This window comes from Janthinobacterium sp. RA13 (assembly GCF_000745325.1).
GTDB lineage: Bacteria > Pseudomonadota > Gammaproteobacteria > Burkholderiales > Burkholderiaceae_D > Janthinobacterium > Janthinobacterium rivuli.
The window spans coordinates 5502627-5519801 of sequence record NZ_JQNP01000001.1; the positions used below are offsets into that span (position 1 = coordinate 5502627).

The following is a 17175-nucleotide window of genomic DNA, read 5'->3' on the forward strand; positions in this document are numbered from 1 at the left end:
TATTAGCTTATTGATGCAAAAACCGCCAGAAGCAAGCGTGACAGAACATGTGCCATTGGCCCTGCGCTGGCAGCGGCTGCGTGCCGCCTATCGCATGGCCAATCTGGCTACCCATCATGTGTTGGGTTTTACCATCAAACTGGTGCTGCTGGCGTATTTCGCCTTCGCCGTGCTATTCCTGTTCCTGCGCTACGCCATCTTGCCGAATATCGATTATTACAAAGGCGATATCGAGCGGGCGGCCAGCCGCGCGCTGGGCAACCCTGTCAGCATTGCGCGTATTTATGCCTCGTGGCATGGCGTGCGGCCGAATCTTTTCCTCGGCGACGTGACCCTGCGCGACCAGGCGGGGCGCCAGGCGCTAAGCCTGCCGAGCATTTCGGCCACCGTGTCGTGGTGGAGCGTGCTCGGTTCCGTGCGTTTTACAACCCTGGAAATCACGCGGCCCGACCTGGACGTGCGGCGCAGCAAGGATGGCAAGCTGTACGTGGCCGGGGTGTTGATCGACAGCACGCAAGGCAGCGATGGCAAGGGCGCCGACTGGCTGCTGTCGCAGCATGACATCATCATTCGCGACGGCAAGGTGCGCTGGACGGATGAAGCGCGCGGCACCCCCGAGCTGGCTTTATCGCAGGTCAACGTGCTGCTGCGCAACCGCTGGCGCAGCCACCGACTGGGCTTGCAAGCCACGCCACCGGCCAGCCTGGCCGCGCCCATCGATGTGCGCGCTCACTTCACGCACCCGCCTTTCAGTACGCGCATCTCCGACGTGTCGATGTGGAAAGGCGAGCTGTACGCCGACCTGAAAAATGCCGACCTGGCCGCCTGGCGCCGCTACCTCGATTACCCGTTTGAACTGAGGCAGGGCAAGGGCGCCTTGCGCGCCTGGTTGAGCCTGGATCACGCGCGCCTGGCCGGCTTCACGGCCGATGTCGGCTTGACGGATGTGACGGCGCAGCTGGGCGAGCATATCGCGCCGCTCGACCTGTTGTCCGTCAGCGGACGCATTTCGGCAAAAGAAGAACTGTCGGCGCAGGTGCCCGACGGCAAGCCGACGTTTGGCGCGTATGGGCACCAGGTCGAGTTGACGAATTTCGCGGTGGAAACCCGAGATGGCCTCAGCCTGCCGCCCACGACCCTGTCCGAACGCTTTGTTGCCGCCACCAAACGCAAGCCAGCGCGCACGGAAATCACGGCCAAGTCGCTCGATCTGCACACCCTGGCCGCGCTGGCCGATAAGCTGCCGCTGGGCGAACAGCAGCGCCAGCGCCTCGACGCCCTGGCGCCGCGCGGGCGTTTGCAGGATTTCTCGGCGCAATGGGAAGGCGAGATGGCGACGCCGGCCAGCTACCGCTTGCGCGGCAAGCTCATCGATCTTGGGCTGAATGCGCAGCCGGCGCGCCTGGCTGTGGCGAAGACGGCGACCAGCCCCGCACAGGCGGCTGCACCGGCTATCCCCGGTTTCGATCATTTGACTGGCAGTCTCGACGCCAGTGACAAGGGCGGCAAGATCGATATCGATGCACAGGGACTGGTATTGCAACTGGCCTCCTATTTGAGTGAACCCGCCTTGCCGTTCGAACAATTCGAAATGGAGGCACGCTGGGCTTTCCAAGCAGACAATATGCTGCAAGTCGACCTGGACAGGCTTGATTTAAATCAACAAGGCATGCGAGTCGCCTTGCATGGCTCGCAGCGTTTGCCGCTCGATGGCAAGAATCTGGGCCAGGTCGACTTGACGGGCAGCATCGACAATTTCCAGATCAACACCATCGGCCGCTACCTGCCCCTGCAAACGCCCGAGCACCTGCGCCACTGGCTGACGGGCGCTCTGGAAGGCGGCGTGGCGAGCGATGTCAGCCTGCGCCTGCGCGGTGAACTCGAGCATTTCCCCTTCAAGGGCGATACGCCGGCCCAGCGCAATCGCGGCGACTTCCGCGTGGCCGGCAAGATCGAGAATGGCAGCCTGAACTACGCGCCCGGTGAATTCGCGGAAAGCGGCCCGCTGGCCGGCAAGGCGCCCCTGTGGCCGCAGGCGGAAAAGATCAAGGGCAGTTTCGTGTTTGAACGGGCGCGCATGGAAATTCGCGGCGACACGGCCACCACGGGCGGCGTGGCCCTGACGAATGTCAAAGCCGTGATCCCCGACCTGACCGTCTTCGACACCCTGCTCGATATTGAAGGCAACGCAGCTGGCCCGATGCAGGAATTTCTCAAGTACGTGACGGCCAGCCCTGTGCTGGGCTGGATCGAACATTTCACGGATGAAACGACGGCGACGGGCAACGCCAAATTGGCGCTCAAATTGCACTTGCCGACAGAGCGCATGCTCGAATCGACCGTGCAGGGCAGCTTGCAGCTGGCGGGCAACGACGTGGTGCTGTTCCACGACATGCCGCCCGTGCTGGGCACGCAGGGCAAGATCGAATTCACTGAAAAGGGCGTCAACCTGAATGGCTTGAACGGCAGCCTGCTGGGCGGGCCGCTGGCCATTTCGGGCGGCACGCAGGCGGACGATACCATCCAGGTCAAGATTGCCGGCAACATGACCATCGACGGCTTGCGCAAGACGTATCCGGCGCCCGTGCTGCAGCGCCTGGCGAAACATTTGAATGGCGGCGCCCGTTACAGCGGCCTGATCACGGCGCGCGACCACCAGGTGGTGGTCAATGTCGAGTCGCCGCTGACGGGCCTGGGCCTGGATTTCCCCGCCCCCCTGAAAAAACCGGCCGGCGACAGCCTGCCCGTGAAATTTACCCTGACGGGCAATGCGGCCAATGGCGCGGGTCTGCGCACGGACGATATCCGCATCGCGCTGGGATCCGGAATCGCTGCGCGCTACCAGCGCCAGAAGCAGGGCAAGGACGCCTGGCGCCTGGTGCGCGGCGGCATCGGCGTGAACGTGCCGGCGCCAGAGCCGGACAGCGGCATGATGTTCAACGTCAACATGAAAACCCTGGACGTGGACAGCTGGATCGCCGCCGGCAGCGAGATCGCCGGCAGCGCCACGACGCCCGCCGACAGCGGCGCCGCCGACGATGCGCCCGATATCGCGCAATATGTGGTGCCGGACATGATGGCGGCCCGTGCCAGCGAATTGATGCTGGGCGAGCGCAAGCTGGAAAACGTGGTGGTGGGCGCCACGCATCAAAAAGATGTGTGGCAAGCCAATATTGACGCGAAACAAGTGTCGGGCTATGTGACGTGGCTGGAAACGCCGTCCGGCCTGGGCAAGATGACGGCGCGCCTGTCGTCGCTGATCATTCCGGAGTCGGCCGCCAACGACGTGAAGAATTTGCTGGAGGGAAAGAGCGGCGCCCAGTCGATTCCTTCGCTCGATATCGTCGCCGAGCAATTTGAATTGTTCAACAAGAAGATCGGCCGGCTGGAGTTGCAAGCCTATAACACCATGGCGGCGGGCGGGCGCGAGTGGCGCGTGGGCAAGCTGCAACTGTCGAATCCCGATGGCGCCCTGAGCGGCAATGGCAAATGGGTCATCAAGGATGGGCAAAGCACGACCAGCCTGCGTTTCGGCCTCGATATCGTCGACGCGGGCAAACTGCTCGACCGTTTCGGCTTTGCCGACACGGTGCGCCGCGGCAAGGGCCGCCTGAGCGGCGACATCGCCTGGAACGGTTTGCCGTATTCGCTCGATATCCCCACCTTGTCGGGACAGATCGAGATGAACGTGGAATCGGGCCAGTTTCTCAAGCAGGATCCGGGCGCGGCCAAGCTGTTGGGCGTGCTCAGCCTGCAAGCCTTGCCCCGCTTGCTGAAACTCGATTTCCACGACGTGTTTTCCGAAGGCCTGGCCTTCGACGGCATCACGGCCAATGCCAGCATCAAACGCGGCGTCGTCACCACCGACAACCTCAAGATGCACGGCGTGGCGGCCACCGTGCTGATGGATGGCACGGCCGATATCGCCAATGAAACGACGAATCTGCACGTGGTGGTGATCCCGGAATTTAACCTGGGCACGGGGCCGCTCGTCTACGCGCTGGCCGTCAACCCCGTCATCGGCCTGGGTAGTTTCCTCGCGCAATTGTTCCTGCGCGCACCCGTGATGAAGGCGCTCACCTACCACATGCAGATCGCCGGCCCGTGGAAATCGCCCGTCGTAACCAAGCTCGATGGTGGTAAATTGGATCCTGTCGCCGTGCCTGCCGCCGCAGCCGTGGAGGCCGTGGCGAAATAGGCGAGGCGTTCGAATGGAGAAAAGGTGGCAATGATGCATACAGTCGCAGCAGTACAAATGATTTCCTCGCCATCCGTGGTCGACAACCTGGCCACGGCGCGGCGCCTGGTGGCGCAGGCCGCCGCCGCTGGCGCGCAGCTGGTGGTGCTGCCCGAATACTGGGCCATCATGGGCAAGCAGGAAACGGACAAGCTGGCCCATGCGGAACAGCCCGGCAGCGGCCCGATCCAGGATGGCATGGCGCAGATGGCGCGCCAGCACGGCATCTGGCTGATCGGCGGCACCTTGCCCCTGATTTCCGGCGAGGAGGGCAAGGTCCTCAATACCACGCTGGTGTACGACCCGCAAGGCGCGCCTGCCGGCCGCTACGACAAGATCCACCTGTTTGGTTTTACGCGCGGCACCGAGTCGTACAACGAATCGCGCACCATCGTGCCGGGCGCGCAGGTGCGCTCGATCGAGACGCCGTTCGGCCGGGTCGGCCTGTCCATCTGCTATGACCTGCGCTTTCCAGAGCTGTACCGCGCCATGGGCGATTGCGCGCTGATCGTCGTGCCGGCCGCGTTTACCCATACGACGGGCAGCGCCCACTGGGAAGTGCTGCTGCGCGCGCGCGCCATCGAAAACCAGTGCTATGTGCTGGCCTCGGCGCAGGGCGGGCTGCATCCGAACGGCCGCCGCACCTGGGGCCACAGCATGCTGATCGACCCGTGGGGCGAAGTGAAAGCTGTGTTGCCCGAAGGCGAGGGCGTGGTCAGCGGCGAGATCGACCTGCTGTTTTTGGCCGGCGTGCGCGAGTCGCTGCCAGCCCTGGCGCACCGCACTATGTGAGGGTACCTGACATAAGCTACTGCGCGTCGCGCTTTGCGGCCTGCGATGCTCACCGTGCTCAAGCACGGCTGCGCTTCTCGGCCACAAATCACTGCCGCTCGCTACGCTTCTGTCAGGTACTGAGAATGAGTTGAATATAATTAGCGAGTGCAAAGTTATGAAGCCATTTGAACCCAATCTGTCCAGCCTGGCCGTGGCGCGCGATATCCTGCTCACGCCGTTTGGCCTCGATGAAGACAAGCTGCTCAAAGCCCTGGGCACGATGTTTACGCACAAGGTCGACTATGCCGACCTGTATTTCCAGTCGACCAAGAGCGAAGGCTGGAGCCTGGAAGAGGGCATCGTCAAGACGGGCAGTTTTTCCATCGACCAGGGCGTGGGCGTGCGCGCCGTGTCCGGCGACAAGACGGCGTTTGCGTATTCCGACGACATTTCCGAGCGGGCCCTGCTGGAAGCGGCGGCGGCCACGCGCACCATTGCGCGCGCCGGCGCCGGAAAAATCAAGATCGCGGGCCAGATGCTTGCGCAGGGTGGACGTTCCTTGTACCTGCCCAACGATCCGCTCGCATCGCTGGATGCCACGGCCAAGGTGCAATTGCTCGAGCGCGTGGAAAAGATGGCGCGGGCGAAAGATCCCCGGGTGGTGCAAGTGATGGCGGGCCTGGCCGGCGAATACGACGTGGTGCTGGTGCTGCGCAGCGATGGCGTGCTGGCGGCCGACATCCGCCCTCTCGTGCGCGTCTCGCTGACCGTGATCGCGGAACAGAATGGCCGCCGCGAAACGGGCTCGGCCGGTGGCGGCGGGCGTTTCAGCTATGACTATTTCAGTGATGCCGTGCTGGAACAATACGCGACGGACGCCGTCAATTCAGCGCTCGTGAACCTGGACGCGCGCCCGGCGCCCGCCGGCCCCATGACCATCGTGCTGGGGCCTGGCTGGCCCGGCATCCTGCTGCACGAAGCGATCGGCCATGGCCTGGAAGGCGATTTCAACCGCAAGGGCTCGTCCGCGTTTTCCGGGTGCATCGGCGAGCGCGTGGCGGCCAAGGGTGTCACCGTGGTCGACGACGGCACCCTGGCCGGTCGCCGAGGTTCGCTGAATATCGATGACGAGGGCAACCCCACGCAGTGCACGACCCTGATCGAGGATGGCATCCTGAAGGGTTACATCCAGGACACCATGAATGCGCGCCTGATGAAAATGCCCGTGACGGGCAATGCGCGCCGCGAATCGTTTGCCCACCTGCCCATGCCGCGCATGACGAATACGTACATGCTCGGTGGCGACAAGGACCCGGGCGAGATCCTCGCCTCCGTCAAAAACGGTTTGTATGCCGTCAACTTCGGCGGCGGCCAGGTCGACATCACGAATGGCAAGTTCGTCTTTTCGGCCAGCGAAGCGTACATGATTGAAAACGGCAAGCTCAGCTACCCGGTGAAGGGCGCGACCCTGATCGGCAACGGCCCGGACGTACTCAACCGCGTTTCCATGATCGGCAACGACATGCGCCTGGACTCGGGCGTGGGCGTGTGCGGCAAGGAGGGGCAAAGTGTGCCCGTGGGCGTGGGGCAACCGACCTTGCGCCTCGATGGCATCACGGTTGGCGGCACGGCCTGATTTTTCGGGCACTGTGAGGCCAACATGGTTGTCGGATTACGCGCGGCTGCGCCCCGCTAATCCGACCTACATTTCTGGCATGCTGCTCGTGTAGGTCGGGTTAGCGCAAAGCGCGTAACCCGGCACCACCGCTATTTCTCAGAACTTGTACTTCACCCCCGCGCTGACAAACCGTCCTGCCGCGCCCGCATAGTCGAGCGGGTTGTAGCCCGTGGCGCCATACGTGAGCGGATCGAGCGGGGCGATCTTGTCGAACAGATTTTGCACCGTCGCAAACACTTCCAGCTTGGGCGTGGCCAGCCAGCGGGCCGTCAGGTCCACCGTCGTGAACGAGGCGATGCGGCAACCGTGTGGGGCATCCGTGCCGTCGGCGAAATGCGTGGCGCAGCCGTCCGGGTCATTCTTGAACCGCACGTTGTCGAGCGGTGCACGGTAATTGACGTTGGCCGTGACGCGCCAGTTCTGGCGTTCCCAGGTGGCGCCCAGGTTGATGCGGTCGTCCGGCGTGCCCATGCAGTTGGACACGTCGCAATTACCATGCGTGCCGGCAAAATCGCGCTGCGTGCCGTCCTGCTCCGTGCGCAGCCATTTGTACAGATGCGTCCATTTCACGTCGAACACCAGGCTGCCATAGTCGCTGCCCAGGCTGAAGCGCTGGCGCGCGTCGATATCGATGCCGCGCACCGTCGTTTGCGCCGAATTCACATAGTTGGCCAGCACGGCCGTAATGGCGCCCGGATCGCCGGGAATGCCGGTGGCCGTCGTGGGGTCGCGCGCCACGTTGCCGGCGGCAATGGCCGCATCCGTTTGCTCCTGGTTGATTTCATTCTTGCGGCGGATTTGCCACAGGTCGACGGAAATGCTGGTACGCGGCAGAGGGTCCCAGATGGCGCCCACGGAATAGCTGCGCGAACGCTCGGGCGACAGGTTCGGATTGGGCGAGGTGATGACGGCGATTGCCGCTGGATCGCACGCCACTTCCACACCCAGCGCGCAGCGCAGCGGATCGCTGGCGGTGGAGAATGCTGCAAGGCCGCCGACGCCGTTTTCTGCCGCGCTGGGAGCGCGGAAACCCTTGGCGAAGGTACCGCGCAGGGCCAGTTCGCGCACGGGTGTCCATTTCACGCCTACTTTCGGCGTGTAGGAATTGCCCACGTCGGTGAAATGGTCGGCGCGCAGGGCGCCCGACAGTTCCACGGTCTTCAGCACGGGCGCCAGCACCTCGGCATAGATGGCCGAGGCATTGCGGCTGCCTTTGTAGGCGGAATAGCCGAGGCCGATGATATTGCCCCGTTCCGTGCCCGTGGTGGGCTTGAGTTCCGTCGATTCGTGGCGGAATTCCGCGCCCACGGCCACGCCCAGGCTGCCGCCGTCGAGCTTGCCCAATTCGCGGCTGGCCTTGAAATCGATCTGCGCGATATGCGTTTTGGCGTCATTCGAGATGCGCGGCGACAGGGCCGCGTATAGCTCGGCGGAATTGAGGCCCGCGTTTTCCGCGATGCGCCACAGGCTGCCGGCTGGCAGGGCCGCATACGCGGGGTTCAGGCTGGCCGCCGCCACATTGGCGGCAGTCGGGTTGAGCAGGGCGAAGGCCACGTCGCGCTGCAGGTAGCCGTCCAGGTCGTTTGACACCTTGTTCTGCGAGTACAGCAGGGCGCTGTCGATATCCCAGCCCGCCACGCTGCCCTTGATGCCGGCGACAAAACGCGTGAAGGTGGAGTTGACTTCCGACAGGCGCGGCCCCACGTCGGCCGCCAGGTAGCGCAGCCGCGCCGCCGTGCCGAAATACGGGTTGTCCGGATGGGCCGCGCCCAGCGACACGCCCGCATTGCTGACAGGGCCGCCCGGGTAGCCGACCGAGCCGCTGACCGTCGATGGCGTGGTGGCCGAGTTCGACTTGCTGTGATACAGGTTCAATTCGGCATACGTTTGCAGCGCTGGCGTCAATTGCCAGGCGGCGCGGCCGAAGAAATTGATGTTCTTTTGCTTGGGCTGGATCTGGCCGTATTGTTGGGCGGCATCGGTCAGGCAACCGCCGCCCGGATCACCTTGCGGATGCGTGGTGAAGTTGCCGCAGGCGGCGCCGGGGAAGGTGCGCGTAAAATCCGCGCCGGCCAGGTTGCCGCGGTTGTAGTAGTCGAGCGTGTCGGGATTGCGCACATTGCCGTTGACGGCGCTGCCGGCCGCATTGTTGGTGGTGATGGCGCCCGCGCCGCTCAGCGACTCCTGCGCGCTGAAGCCCAGGTCGCGCAAGTCGCTGCGCCCGATGGCGCCGCGCCCGGCCCGGTTGCGGTTCCAGATGGCGGCCTTTTCGCTGTATTCGAGGTTCAGCAGCACGTTGTAGCGGTCGCTGTCGATGTCGCCGAAGCCGTGCGTGATGGCGGCGCGCGCATCGCGCCCGTCCCACTCCTTCGTCTTGCCGTAGTTGCCCTTGATGGCCGTGCCCTGATAGTCGCGCCGCAGGATCACGTTGACGACGCCGGCGATGGCGTCGGAGCCATAGATGGCCGAGGCGCCATCCTTGAGAATTTCCACCCGTTCCACCGCTTCCAGGGGAATGATGTTGAGGTCGGCAAATACTTTCTGGCCATCATCTGCCAGGCCATACGGCGCGACGCGGCGGCCATTCAGCAGCACCAGGGTCGAGGCCGTGCCGAGACCGCGCAGCGACACGCCGGAAGCGCCGGCGGCAAAGCCGTTGCCGAAGGTGGTGGGGACGGAACCCTGGTTGTCGACGGCCAGGGTCTGCAGCAGTTCGGCCACGCTGGACTTGCCCGACTTTTCAATGTCGGCTGCGTTCAGGGTTTGTACGGCCGAAGCCGTTTCTGCTTGCGCGCGGCGGATGTTCGAGCCGGTGATTTCCACGCGGGCAATCGGCGCGGCGTCCTGTGCCAGGACGGGTAGACTCAGCAGCGCACTGGCCAGTGCCAGGCCCAGTCTGGGTGGTGAAAAGGCGGCGGACTGTAGGGATGATGTAGGGATCATGCGGTTCTCCGGAAAGGTCAGGCGGTCAAAGGTCATCGATACGTCCTTGAGTTTTGTCCGTGCGGCGACGCCGGGACTAGATCTAGATCAAGTAGTGCCCCGCTTGTCGTCGATAGAATGGCCGGCGTGGCGTGGTTGCCACGACGAGCACAGCGGTAGGGGCGAACAGGCGGGTATCGGCAGCGCGCAACTTTTTATGCTTTTTTGCGTGTTGTGCAGTGTAAAACGGCGGCGGCGTGCGGCTTTGCCGACAAATATGCTTGCCAACCCTTGCAATTTAGGTTTATAGTCTTTCATCACTTACGGATGACTCGCATGTTCGCTCGCCACTTTTTTACCGCTTATTTTTACTTTAGCAATTCCAACCCAAAGGCGGTGGAGTAGCGGTCGGTTCACGTAGCAGCAACACGAGATCCCAGCAAATTCTAAAAAACCGCCACTGATGGCGGTTTTTTTTTACCCAGATGTTTTACCCTTCCTTAAATTTTGGAGAAAATGATGCCCCGCACCGATGATTTGCGTATTCGCGAAATGAAGGAATTGACTCCGCCGTCCCACCTGATCCGCGAATTCGCCTGCTCGGAGCAAGCCGAACAGACCGCCGCCAGCGCCCGCATTGCCCTGCACCGTATCCTGCATGGCCAGGACGACCGCCTGATGGTGGTGATCGGCCCTTGCTCCATCCACGACACCAAGGCGGCGATGGAATATGCGCGCCTGCTCGTCAAGGAGCGTGCGCGTTTCGCTGGCGAACTGGAAATCGTCATGCGCGTCTACTTCGAGAAGCCGCGCACCACGGTGGGCTGGAAGGGCCTGATCAACGACCCGTACATGGACAACAGCTTCCGCATCAACGACGGCTTGCGCATGGCGCGCGAGCTGTTGCGCGACATCAATGAGCTGGGCTTGCCGGCCGGCACCGAATTCCTCGACGTCATCAGCCCGCAATACATCGCCGACCTGATCAGCTGGGGCGCCATCGGCGCACGCACGACGGAGTCGCAGGTGCACCGCGAGCTGGCGTCGGGATTGTCGTGTCCCGTCGGCTTCAAGAATGGCACGGACGGCAATGTGAAAATCGCCGTGGAAGCCATCAAGGCCGCCTCGCAGCCGCACCATTTCTTGTCCGTCACGAAGGGCGGCCACTCGGCCATCGTCTCGACCAACGGCAACGAGGATTGCCACATCATCTTGCGCGGCGGGAAAACCCCGAACTATGACGCGGCCAGCGTGGACGAGGCGTGCAAGGCCATCGGGGCGCAAGGCTTGGCGGCGCGCCTGATGATCGACGCTTCGCATGCGAACAGCTCGAAAAAACCGGAAAACCAGATCCCCGTGTGCGCCGACATCGCCAGCCAGGTGGCCGGCGGCGATGGCCGCATCGTTGGCGTGATGGTGGAATCGCACTTGGTGGCGGGGCGCCAGGATCTGATCCCGGGCAAGGAATTGATCTATGGCCAGTCCGTCACGGACGGCTGCATCGACTGGAGCGCCAGCGTGGCCGTGCTGGAAAACCTGGCCGCGGCAGTGAAGCAGCGCCGCTTGCAGGGCGACGCGGAATAAAGCGCCGCGCAGCATGAAAAAAAGCCCGGAAAGCTAAGCTTTCCGGGCTTTTCAGTTTTCAGCTCACGTTGAGCTTAGAACTTGTAGGAACCGCTCAGATAGAACTGGCGGCCCAGGGCGCTCGAGTACGATGGGTTGTAGCCCACTTGATGCGAACCCGTGTTACGCAGGGTGAACGGCGGATCGCGGTCGAACAGGTTCAGGATGCCAGCCGTGACTTCCACGTTCTTCAGCGGACGGTAAGCCGTCTGGAAGTCGAAGGTGGTGTAGCTCGGCACTTCCAGCTGGATGCCATAGCATTCGCCTGGGCTGCCGGCGACGATCACGGCGCAGCCTTTTTCAGTCTGTTCCTTGTCGGTGTAGCCATTGCGATAGCTGGCGCTCAGCGTATGCGTGAACTTGGCTGTCTCAAACGTGGTGGTGGCGCGGATGATGTTGCGGAAGCTGACCTTGTCGTTCGAACCGTAACGATTCAGGCTGGTTTCCCATTGATCATTCGTGCCTGGCGTCGTGTAGCGCGAGCGCAGCAGGTAGGTACCCATCAGGCGGCTCGTCAGGCGGCCGTCCAGCAGCTTCATCTTGTGGGTGAAGTCGTAGTCGATACCGCGGTTTTCCACTTTACCAATGTTGATTGGCAGCAGTTTGACGGCCAGCACGTCCTTGCCCGTCGAGGTGATGTGCTTGGTAGTGAACAGGTCGGCGTACTTGGCTGGATTGCTGAAGATCAAGCCTTCGGAGACCGGTGTCACCTGATCGTTGATCTGCACGTTCCACAGGTCGAACGACATCGACAGGCTGTCGATCGGCTCGAACACGGTGCCGATGCTCCATTGCTTCGACGTTTCCGGTTTCAATTCCGGATTGCCGCTCTGGAAGGCTTCGAACTGCTGGCGTACCACGCCTTCGCAATAGTTGGCCAGCGGGTGACCGCCCATGCCGTTCGCTGCCGTCAATGGGCATTGATAGTTACCACCGGTAACGCCCCAGTCTTCCAGCGGACCGGCGATTTCCTGCATGCTGGCGGCGCGGAAGCCGGTGCCGGCAGCGGCGCGGAACATCAGGCTCTTGGTCGCGGAATACTTGCCGCTGACTTTCCAGGTGGTGGCGTTTTCTTTCTTGCCTACCGTCTTGCCCGTCAGCTTGTTGTCGATGGCGCCGATCTGGTCATAACGCAGCGAGCCGGTCATTTCCAGTTTCTTCGAAATCGGCAGCATCAGTTCGGCATACGCGCCCGCATTGTCGCGCGCGTATTCGCTGTCGACTTGTACATTGTCAAACAGGATCTGCGCCTGCTTGGCCACATCCGCCTGTTGCACCTTGTACGAGGTGTTGCGGTAGTCGGCGCCCACGCCCAGCATGGCCGTGCCGCCCGGCAGCGAGAACACGGGACGCGAAGCGCGGCCATCGACGCCCTTCATTTCCACGGTTTGCGTGTTGTAGGTGCCGCTGAAGCCCGTGCCCATCAGTGCCTGGCGCATGGCGTCCGGCATCGAGCCCACAGGGTAGGCGAACGGGTCGATGTTGCCATCAGCCAATTGCGCATCGAATTTGTCCGACAGGGGGAAACCGCTGACGTATTGTTGCGTCTGCTTGTTTTTCGAGTAGGTCACGGCGGAATTGATGTCCCAGCCGAATGCATTGCCATCGACGCCGGCGACGATATGGGTGGCTTTGGTGCCGTAGTTGTAGACGCGGTTGCCCATTTCCGACAGGCGGTATTTGGCGACGGCGCCCGTGGCGTTGGCCAATTGCGTTGGCGTCAGGTTCGGCGCCAGGTATTTGTTGAACAGCGGCGAGCCGACGTCGACGGAGAAATCGGCCGGGTATGGCGCAATGCTGGCGATGACGCGCGCTTCGGTGTAGGCGAGGTCATAGAAACCCTGGAAGCCGGTTTTGCCCAGTTTGACGGTACCCGAGCTGAAGATGGCGTCACGCTTCGATTCAGGATTGATCTCGATGGTCGATGGCGAATCGAAATAGCAGTTGCCGTCGCCATAGAAGTCCATGTTGCTGGCGGCGCATTTGCCGCCATGGGCCAATGCGTACGGGTTCAGGTTGACGCTATCGACGAAGGGCGTGCCGGTCTTCGGATTGATGACCACGGCGCCAGTCAGCGGATCGGTGCGGTTGTAATCGACAGTGGCGTTGCCAGGGGCCGAACGCGAGGAACCGTTGATGAATTGCAGCGCCTTGCCGGTCTTCGGATCGTTGAAATTGATGATGCCGCTTTTCGCGAAGCTGCGCTGCGATGCTTTCAGCGATTTTTGTTCGTCATGGCTGGCCGACACGAAGATGCTGTAGCCATCGTCGTCGATGTCGCCGAAGCCCTTGCTGATCGAAATCGAGTTGCTGGCGCCGCCCGATTCTTCAGGACGCGAGTACTTGGCATTGATTTCCAGCGGCGCAGCGCCTTTTTTCAGGATGAAGTTGACTACGCCGGCGATGGCGTCGGCGCCATACAGTGCCGAGGCGCCGTCCGTCAGCACTTCCACGCGCTCGATGGCCGACAGCGGGATCGAGTTCAGGTCGATGGTGGTGCCGGAATTGGATGGCGCCACGCGGCGGCCGTTCAGCAGCACCAGCGTGTAGGCTGCGCCGATATCGTGGATCGAGGCCGTGGTGACGCCGCCGCCGCCGCCGCCAACCGAATCGGCGGCCACGGAGAAGCCCTGCATCGCAGGAATCTGCTGAATGAAATCGGTCACCGTGGTGACGCCGGTTTTCTTGATGTCTTTCTGGTTGAACGACTGCACCGGCAGCGACGCTTCGGAAGCGATGCGCTTGATGCTCGAACCCGTGACTTCCACGCGTTGCATGGTGCCATCTGTTGTTTCTTGCGCATACGCGGCGTGCATGCTCAGGGCCATGCCGCCTGCAAACATCAGGCGCAGCGACCGCGATATTACATTTTCTATCATCATCTGAAATTCCTTGTTATTGTGATAAAGGCGGCAATTATTTTGAAATAACTTGTTGCTTGCCAACAATTTATTTGCCTTTTTACAAATCTACCAATGAAAATTCTGTAAATTTTCAGGGCCCTCATCAAAACATTCACCATTCAGATTGTCAATTTCGCGCGGACTTTTTGGACAAAATGCAACATTTTCCTGTTTTTTTTATAATCCTTCAGCAATAAAGTATCGTGAACCCTTGTCAGTCCTGCTCAGATGCGTAAAATAATACGGCGTACATCATCGCTGATGGCGCCGCTTTTCTGTCGCTGGCACGCTGTTGCCAGCGCTGCCTGTTTTAGCTGTCGACCTGAACTTTTCCCCTTAAAACGTATAGCTGCCGCGCAGGTAATACGCCCGCCCGACCGGGTCCGTGTAGCGCGGGTCATAGCCTTTCTGGAACAGGGTGCCCTGGTTCGAGAACGGCGGCTCCCTGTCCAGCAGGTTCTTCACGCCGGCCGTCAGCAGCAAGCCCTTCCACGCATAGCTGCCCGACAGTCCCAGCAGGCTGTACGACGACACATCGTGCCGGTATGGCGGCTCGACCAGGTTCTGGTCCGTGTAGCGCGACTTGAACGATTGCGACAGGGTGGCGCCCCAGTTGCCCTTGCGCCAGTTCAGCGTGGCCGTGTGCTTCCAGCGGAATACCGGATTGTTGTCGGCATAGCGGCCCACGTTGGCGATGAAGGCGCCATTGCGTTCGTTCTGGTAGTCGTACTTGTGGGTCCACGTGCCATCGACCGTGACGCTGACATCGCCATACGCGCCGCGTGCCAGGCGCGCATTCAGGCTGACGTCGATGCCGTCGGTTTTCACTTCACCGATGTTATCGTTCAGGTCGAGAATGGCGTACGGCGAACCATCGGGATTGCGCAGGAACAAGGCCTTGTATTTCTCGTAGTTGCCGAAGATCGATTGCTCGGGCAAGGAGCCAATCTTGTCCTTCAAATGGATGTTCCAGTAGTCGATGGCGACGGTCACTTCTTTGATCGGCTCGAGCACCAGGCCGAAGGCGAAAGTCGTGGATTTTTCCGGTTTCAGGTTTTCATTGCCGCCTTGTAGCTTGAACTGCTGCAAGTCGCAATCGCGCAAGGGATTGGCACCGGGTTGCGGCACGCCACCGGGGCACAAAATCGGGTCGTCATAGCTGTCGTTGGTATCGTTCTTCGACGGCGGCGCATTCTTTTCAAACAGGGTGGGGGCGCGGAAACCCGTGCTGGCCGAGCCGCGCAGCACCAGCGCGCTGCTGGCCTGGTAGCGCAGGGCCAGCTTCGGATTGGTGGTGCTACCCACATCGCTGTAATGGTCGAAGCGGGTGGCCAGCTGCACTTCCAGGTCCTTGATCAGCGGTAAGTTGATTTCGCCGAAGACGGCCTGGATGGTGCGCGAGCCGCGCTTCGACAGCGAGCCCGACAAGCCGGAACTGGTGGCTTGGCCGGCGATGTCGCGGTTGACGTTGAAGTCGGCCTTTTCGCGCCGCACTTCGCCGCCCAAAGCGATGGCCAGCGGGCCGCCGGCCAGTTGCATCAGCTCGCGGCTGCCCTTGAGGTCGAAGCCCGTGGTGGTGACCCTGGCGTTCTGCACTTCGCCGCGCAGGGCCGTGCTGTCGAGGTAAGCCTTGCCGGGGGCATCCTGCACGCCAAACGGGTTCAGGATGCCGTTCAGCACGCCAGCGGCAAAGCTCGCATCCTGCACATAGCCGTTGGTAAATTTCTCCGACGACTTGCTGATCGCATGGCTCAGTCCCGTCTTGTAATCCCAACCCGCCAGTTCCCCTTCCAGCGCCAGCACCAGGCGGTCGGCTTTGCCGGTGGAATCGATCTGCCGCTGGCCCGCTTCCACGGGGCGCCAGTTGACGCTCAGGGGCTGGCCCGACAAGCCCGGCTGGGCCGGCACGCCGCCCGCATTGCCCGGATAGTATCGGCTGGTGCTGGGCAGGATCAAGCCTGTTTGCGGCGGCGGCGCCGTGCGTGCCTTCACCTTGTTTTCCGAATGCAGATATTCCACCGTGGCCAGGTGGCCGCCGCCCAGCTTGAAGGCGCCCTTGCCGAAGAAGGCCAGCTGTTCCTGCGCCGGCAGGTCGTCGATCTGGCGCGTGTAATCCTGGCGGCAAGTGCCGTTCGCCGGCACGGCCGGCACCGACAGCGGCGGCAGGCAGCCGCTGGCCGCATACGGATTGCCGGCCAGGCCCTTGCCGCCGTTGGCCGCCGCATCGAAGTAATTGCCGGGGAAGGTCGTGCCGCTGGTAATGGACAGGCCGCGCGAGGGGATGATGCCGGTGGCCGAGAAGGCGCGGTCCTGCGAGGTCAGCACTTCTTGCTTGTGGTAGTCGAGCACGCCAAAAATATTGTAGCCGTCCGTGTCGAGCTCGCCAAAGCCCGTCGACAGGTTGAGGCGGTGCTCGTCGTCGCCCTTGTGCTGGGGGGCGATGATTTCGGCCGTGATGTTCGTGACGTTGACGGAGCGCTTCGTGATGAAGTTGATGACGCCGCCGATGGCGTCCGTGCCGTAGATGGCCGAGGCGCCGTCGCGCAGCACTTCGACTCTTTCCAGGGCGGCGATGGGAATGATGTTCAGGTCGACGCTGGCGCCGTCATACGGATGGTTGGCGATGCGCCGGCCATTGAGCAGCACCAGCGTCTTGTCGCCGCCCAGTCCGCGCAAGTCGGCGCTGGCCTGGCCGCCCGTGGGCAAGCCGCTGGTATTGCCGCCGACGGCATTGCCGCTGCCCATGCTCGACGCGTTCGCGGGAATTTTACTGAGCACTTCCTGGGCCGTCGTCAAGCCCTGCCTGGCGAAGTCCTCGGCCTTGAAGATGGACAAGGGCGTTGCCGTTTCCGCGACGAGGCGCTTGATGGAGGAACCGGTGACTTCGACTCTTTGCATGGCGGGCGTGCCGGCTGTGTCGGTGTCCTGCGCCATGGCCGCATGGCCATAAACACCGAGCAAGGCTGCGCACAGCAGGCGCAAGGCAGGGAAGGGACTGCGGGTTGGCATCATCTGACACTCCTGTGGCGTGGGTTTGG

The 17175-nt window shown here is 62.3% G+C and carries 7 protein-coding genes; 4 read left to right on the plus strand and 3 right to left on the minus strand.

Annotated elements, in window-relative coordinates; genetic code table 11:
* Positions 1–37 precede the first annotated feature (37 nt).
* The 3 genes from FG13_RS24405 (at position 38) to tldD (ending at position 6647) form a co-directional block, all read left to right on the plus strand.
* Positions 38–4198 carry a YhdP family protein gene (locus tag FG13_RS24405; RefSeq protein ID WP_327062517.1) on the plus strand — a complete coding sequence of 1387 codons (4161 nt, stop codon included), beginning with the start codon at positions 38–40 and terminating at the stop codon, positions 4196–4198.
* 30 nt (positions 4199–4228) lie between these two features.
* On the plus strand, positions 4229–5029 hold the full coding sequence (locus tag FG13_RS24410) for a carbon-nitrogen hydrolase family protein (protein ID WP_035825169.1): 801 nt from the start codon (positions 4229–4231) through the stop codon (positions 5027–5029).
* Between the two features lie 157 nt (positions 5030–5186).
* The gene (gene tldD, locus FG13_RS24415; RefSeq protein WP_035825171.1) at positions 5187–6647 is read left to right on the plus strand and encodes a metalloprotease TldD; all 1461 of its coding nucleotides are present in this window, start codon (positions 5187–5189) and stop codon (positions 6645–6647) included.
* 138 nt (positions 6648–6785) lie between these two features.
* Here the strand turns inward: tldD and FG13_RS24420 are convergent, their stop codons facing one another.
* Positions 6786–9668: a TonB-dependent receptor gene (locus FG13_RS24420; protein WP_235211799.1), complete on the minus strand. Its 2883-nt coding sequence runs from the start codon at positions 9666–9668 to the stop codon at positions 6786–6788.
* A 462-nt stretch (positions 9669–10130) separates the two neighbouring features.
* Between FG13_RS24420 and aroG the strand changes: the two genes are divergently transcribed.
* Entirely contained in the window at positions 10131–11195 is a 1065-nt protein-coding gene (aroG, locus tag FG13_RS24425; RefSeq protein WP_035828690.1) for a 3-deoxy-7-phosphoheptulonate synthase AroG, read from the plus strand.
* Between the two features lie 74 nt (positions 11196–11269).
* Here the strand turns inward: aroG and FG13_RS24430 are convergent, their stop codons facing one another.
* Positions 11270–14116 (minus strand): TonB-dependent receptor, encoded by a 2847-nt coding sequence (locus FG13_RS24430; protein WP_035825173.1) that lies wholly within the window; start codon positions 14114–14116, stop codon positions 11270–11272.
* 357 nt (positions 14117–14473) lie between these two features.
* Complete coding sequence (locus tag FG13_RS24435) at positions 14474–17149, minus strand: TonB-dependent receptor (RefSeq protein ID WP_035825175.1); 2676 nt, start codon at positions 17147–17149, stop codon at positions 14474–14476.
* Between the last annotated feature and the right edge of the window lie 26 nt (positions 17150–17175).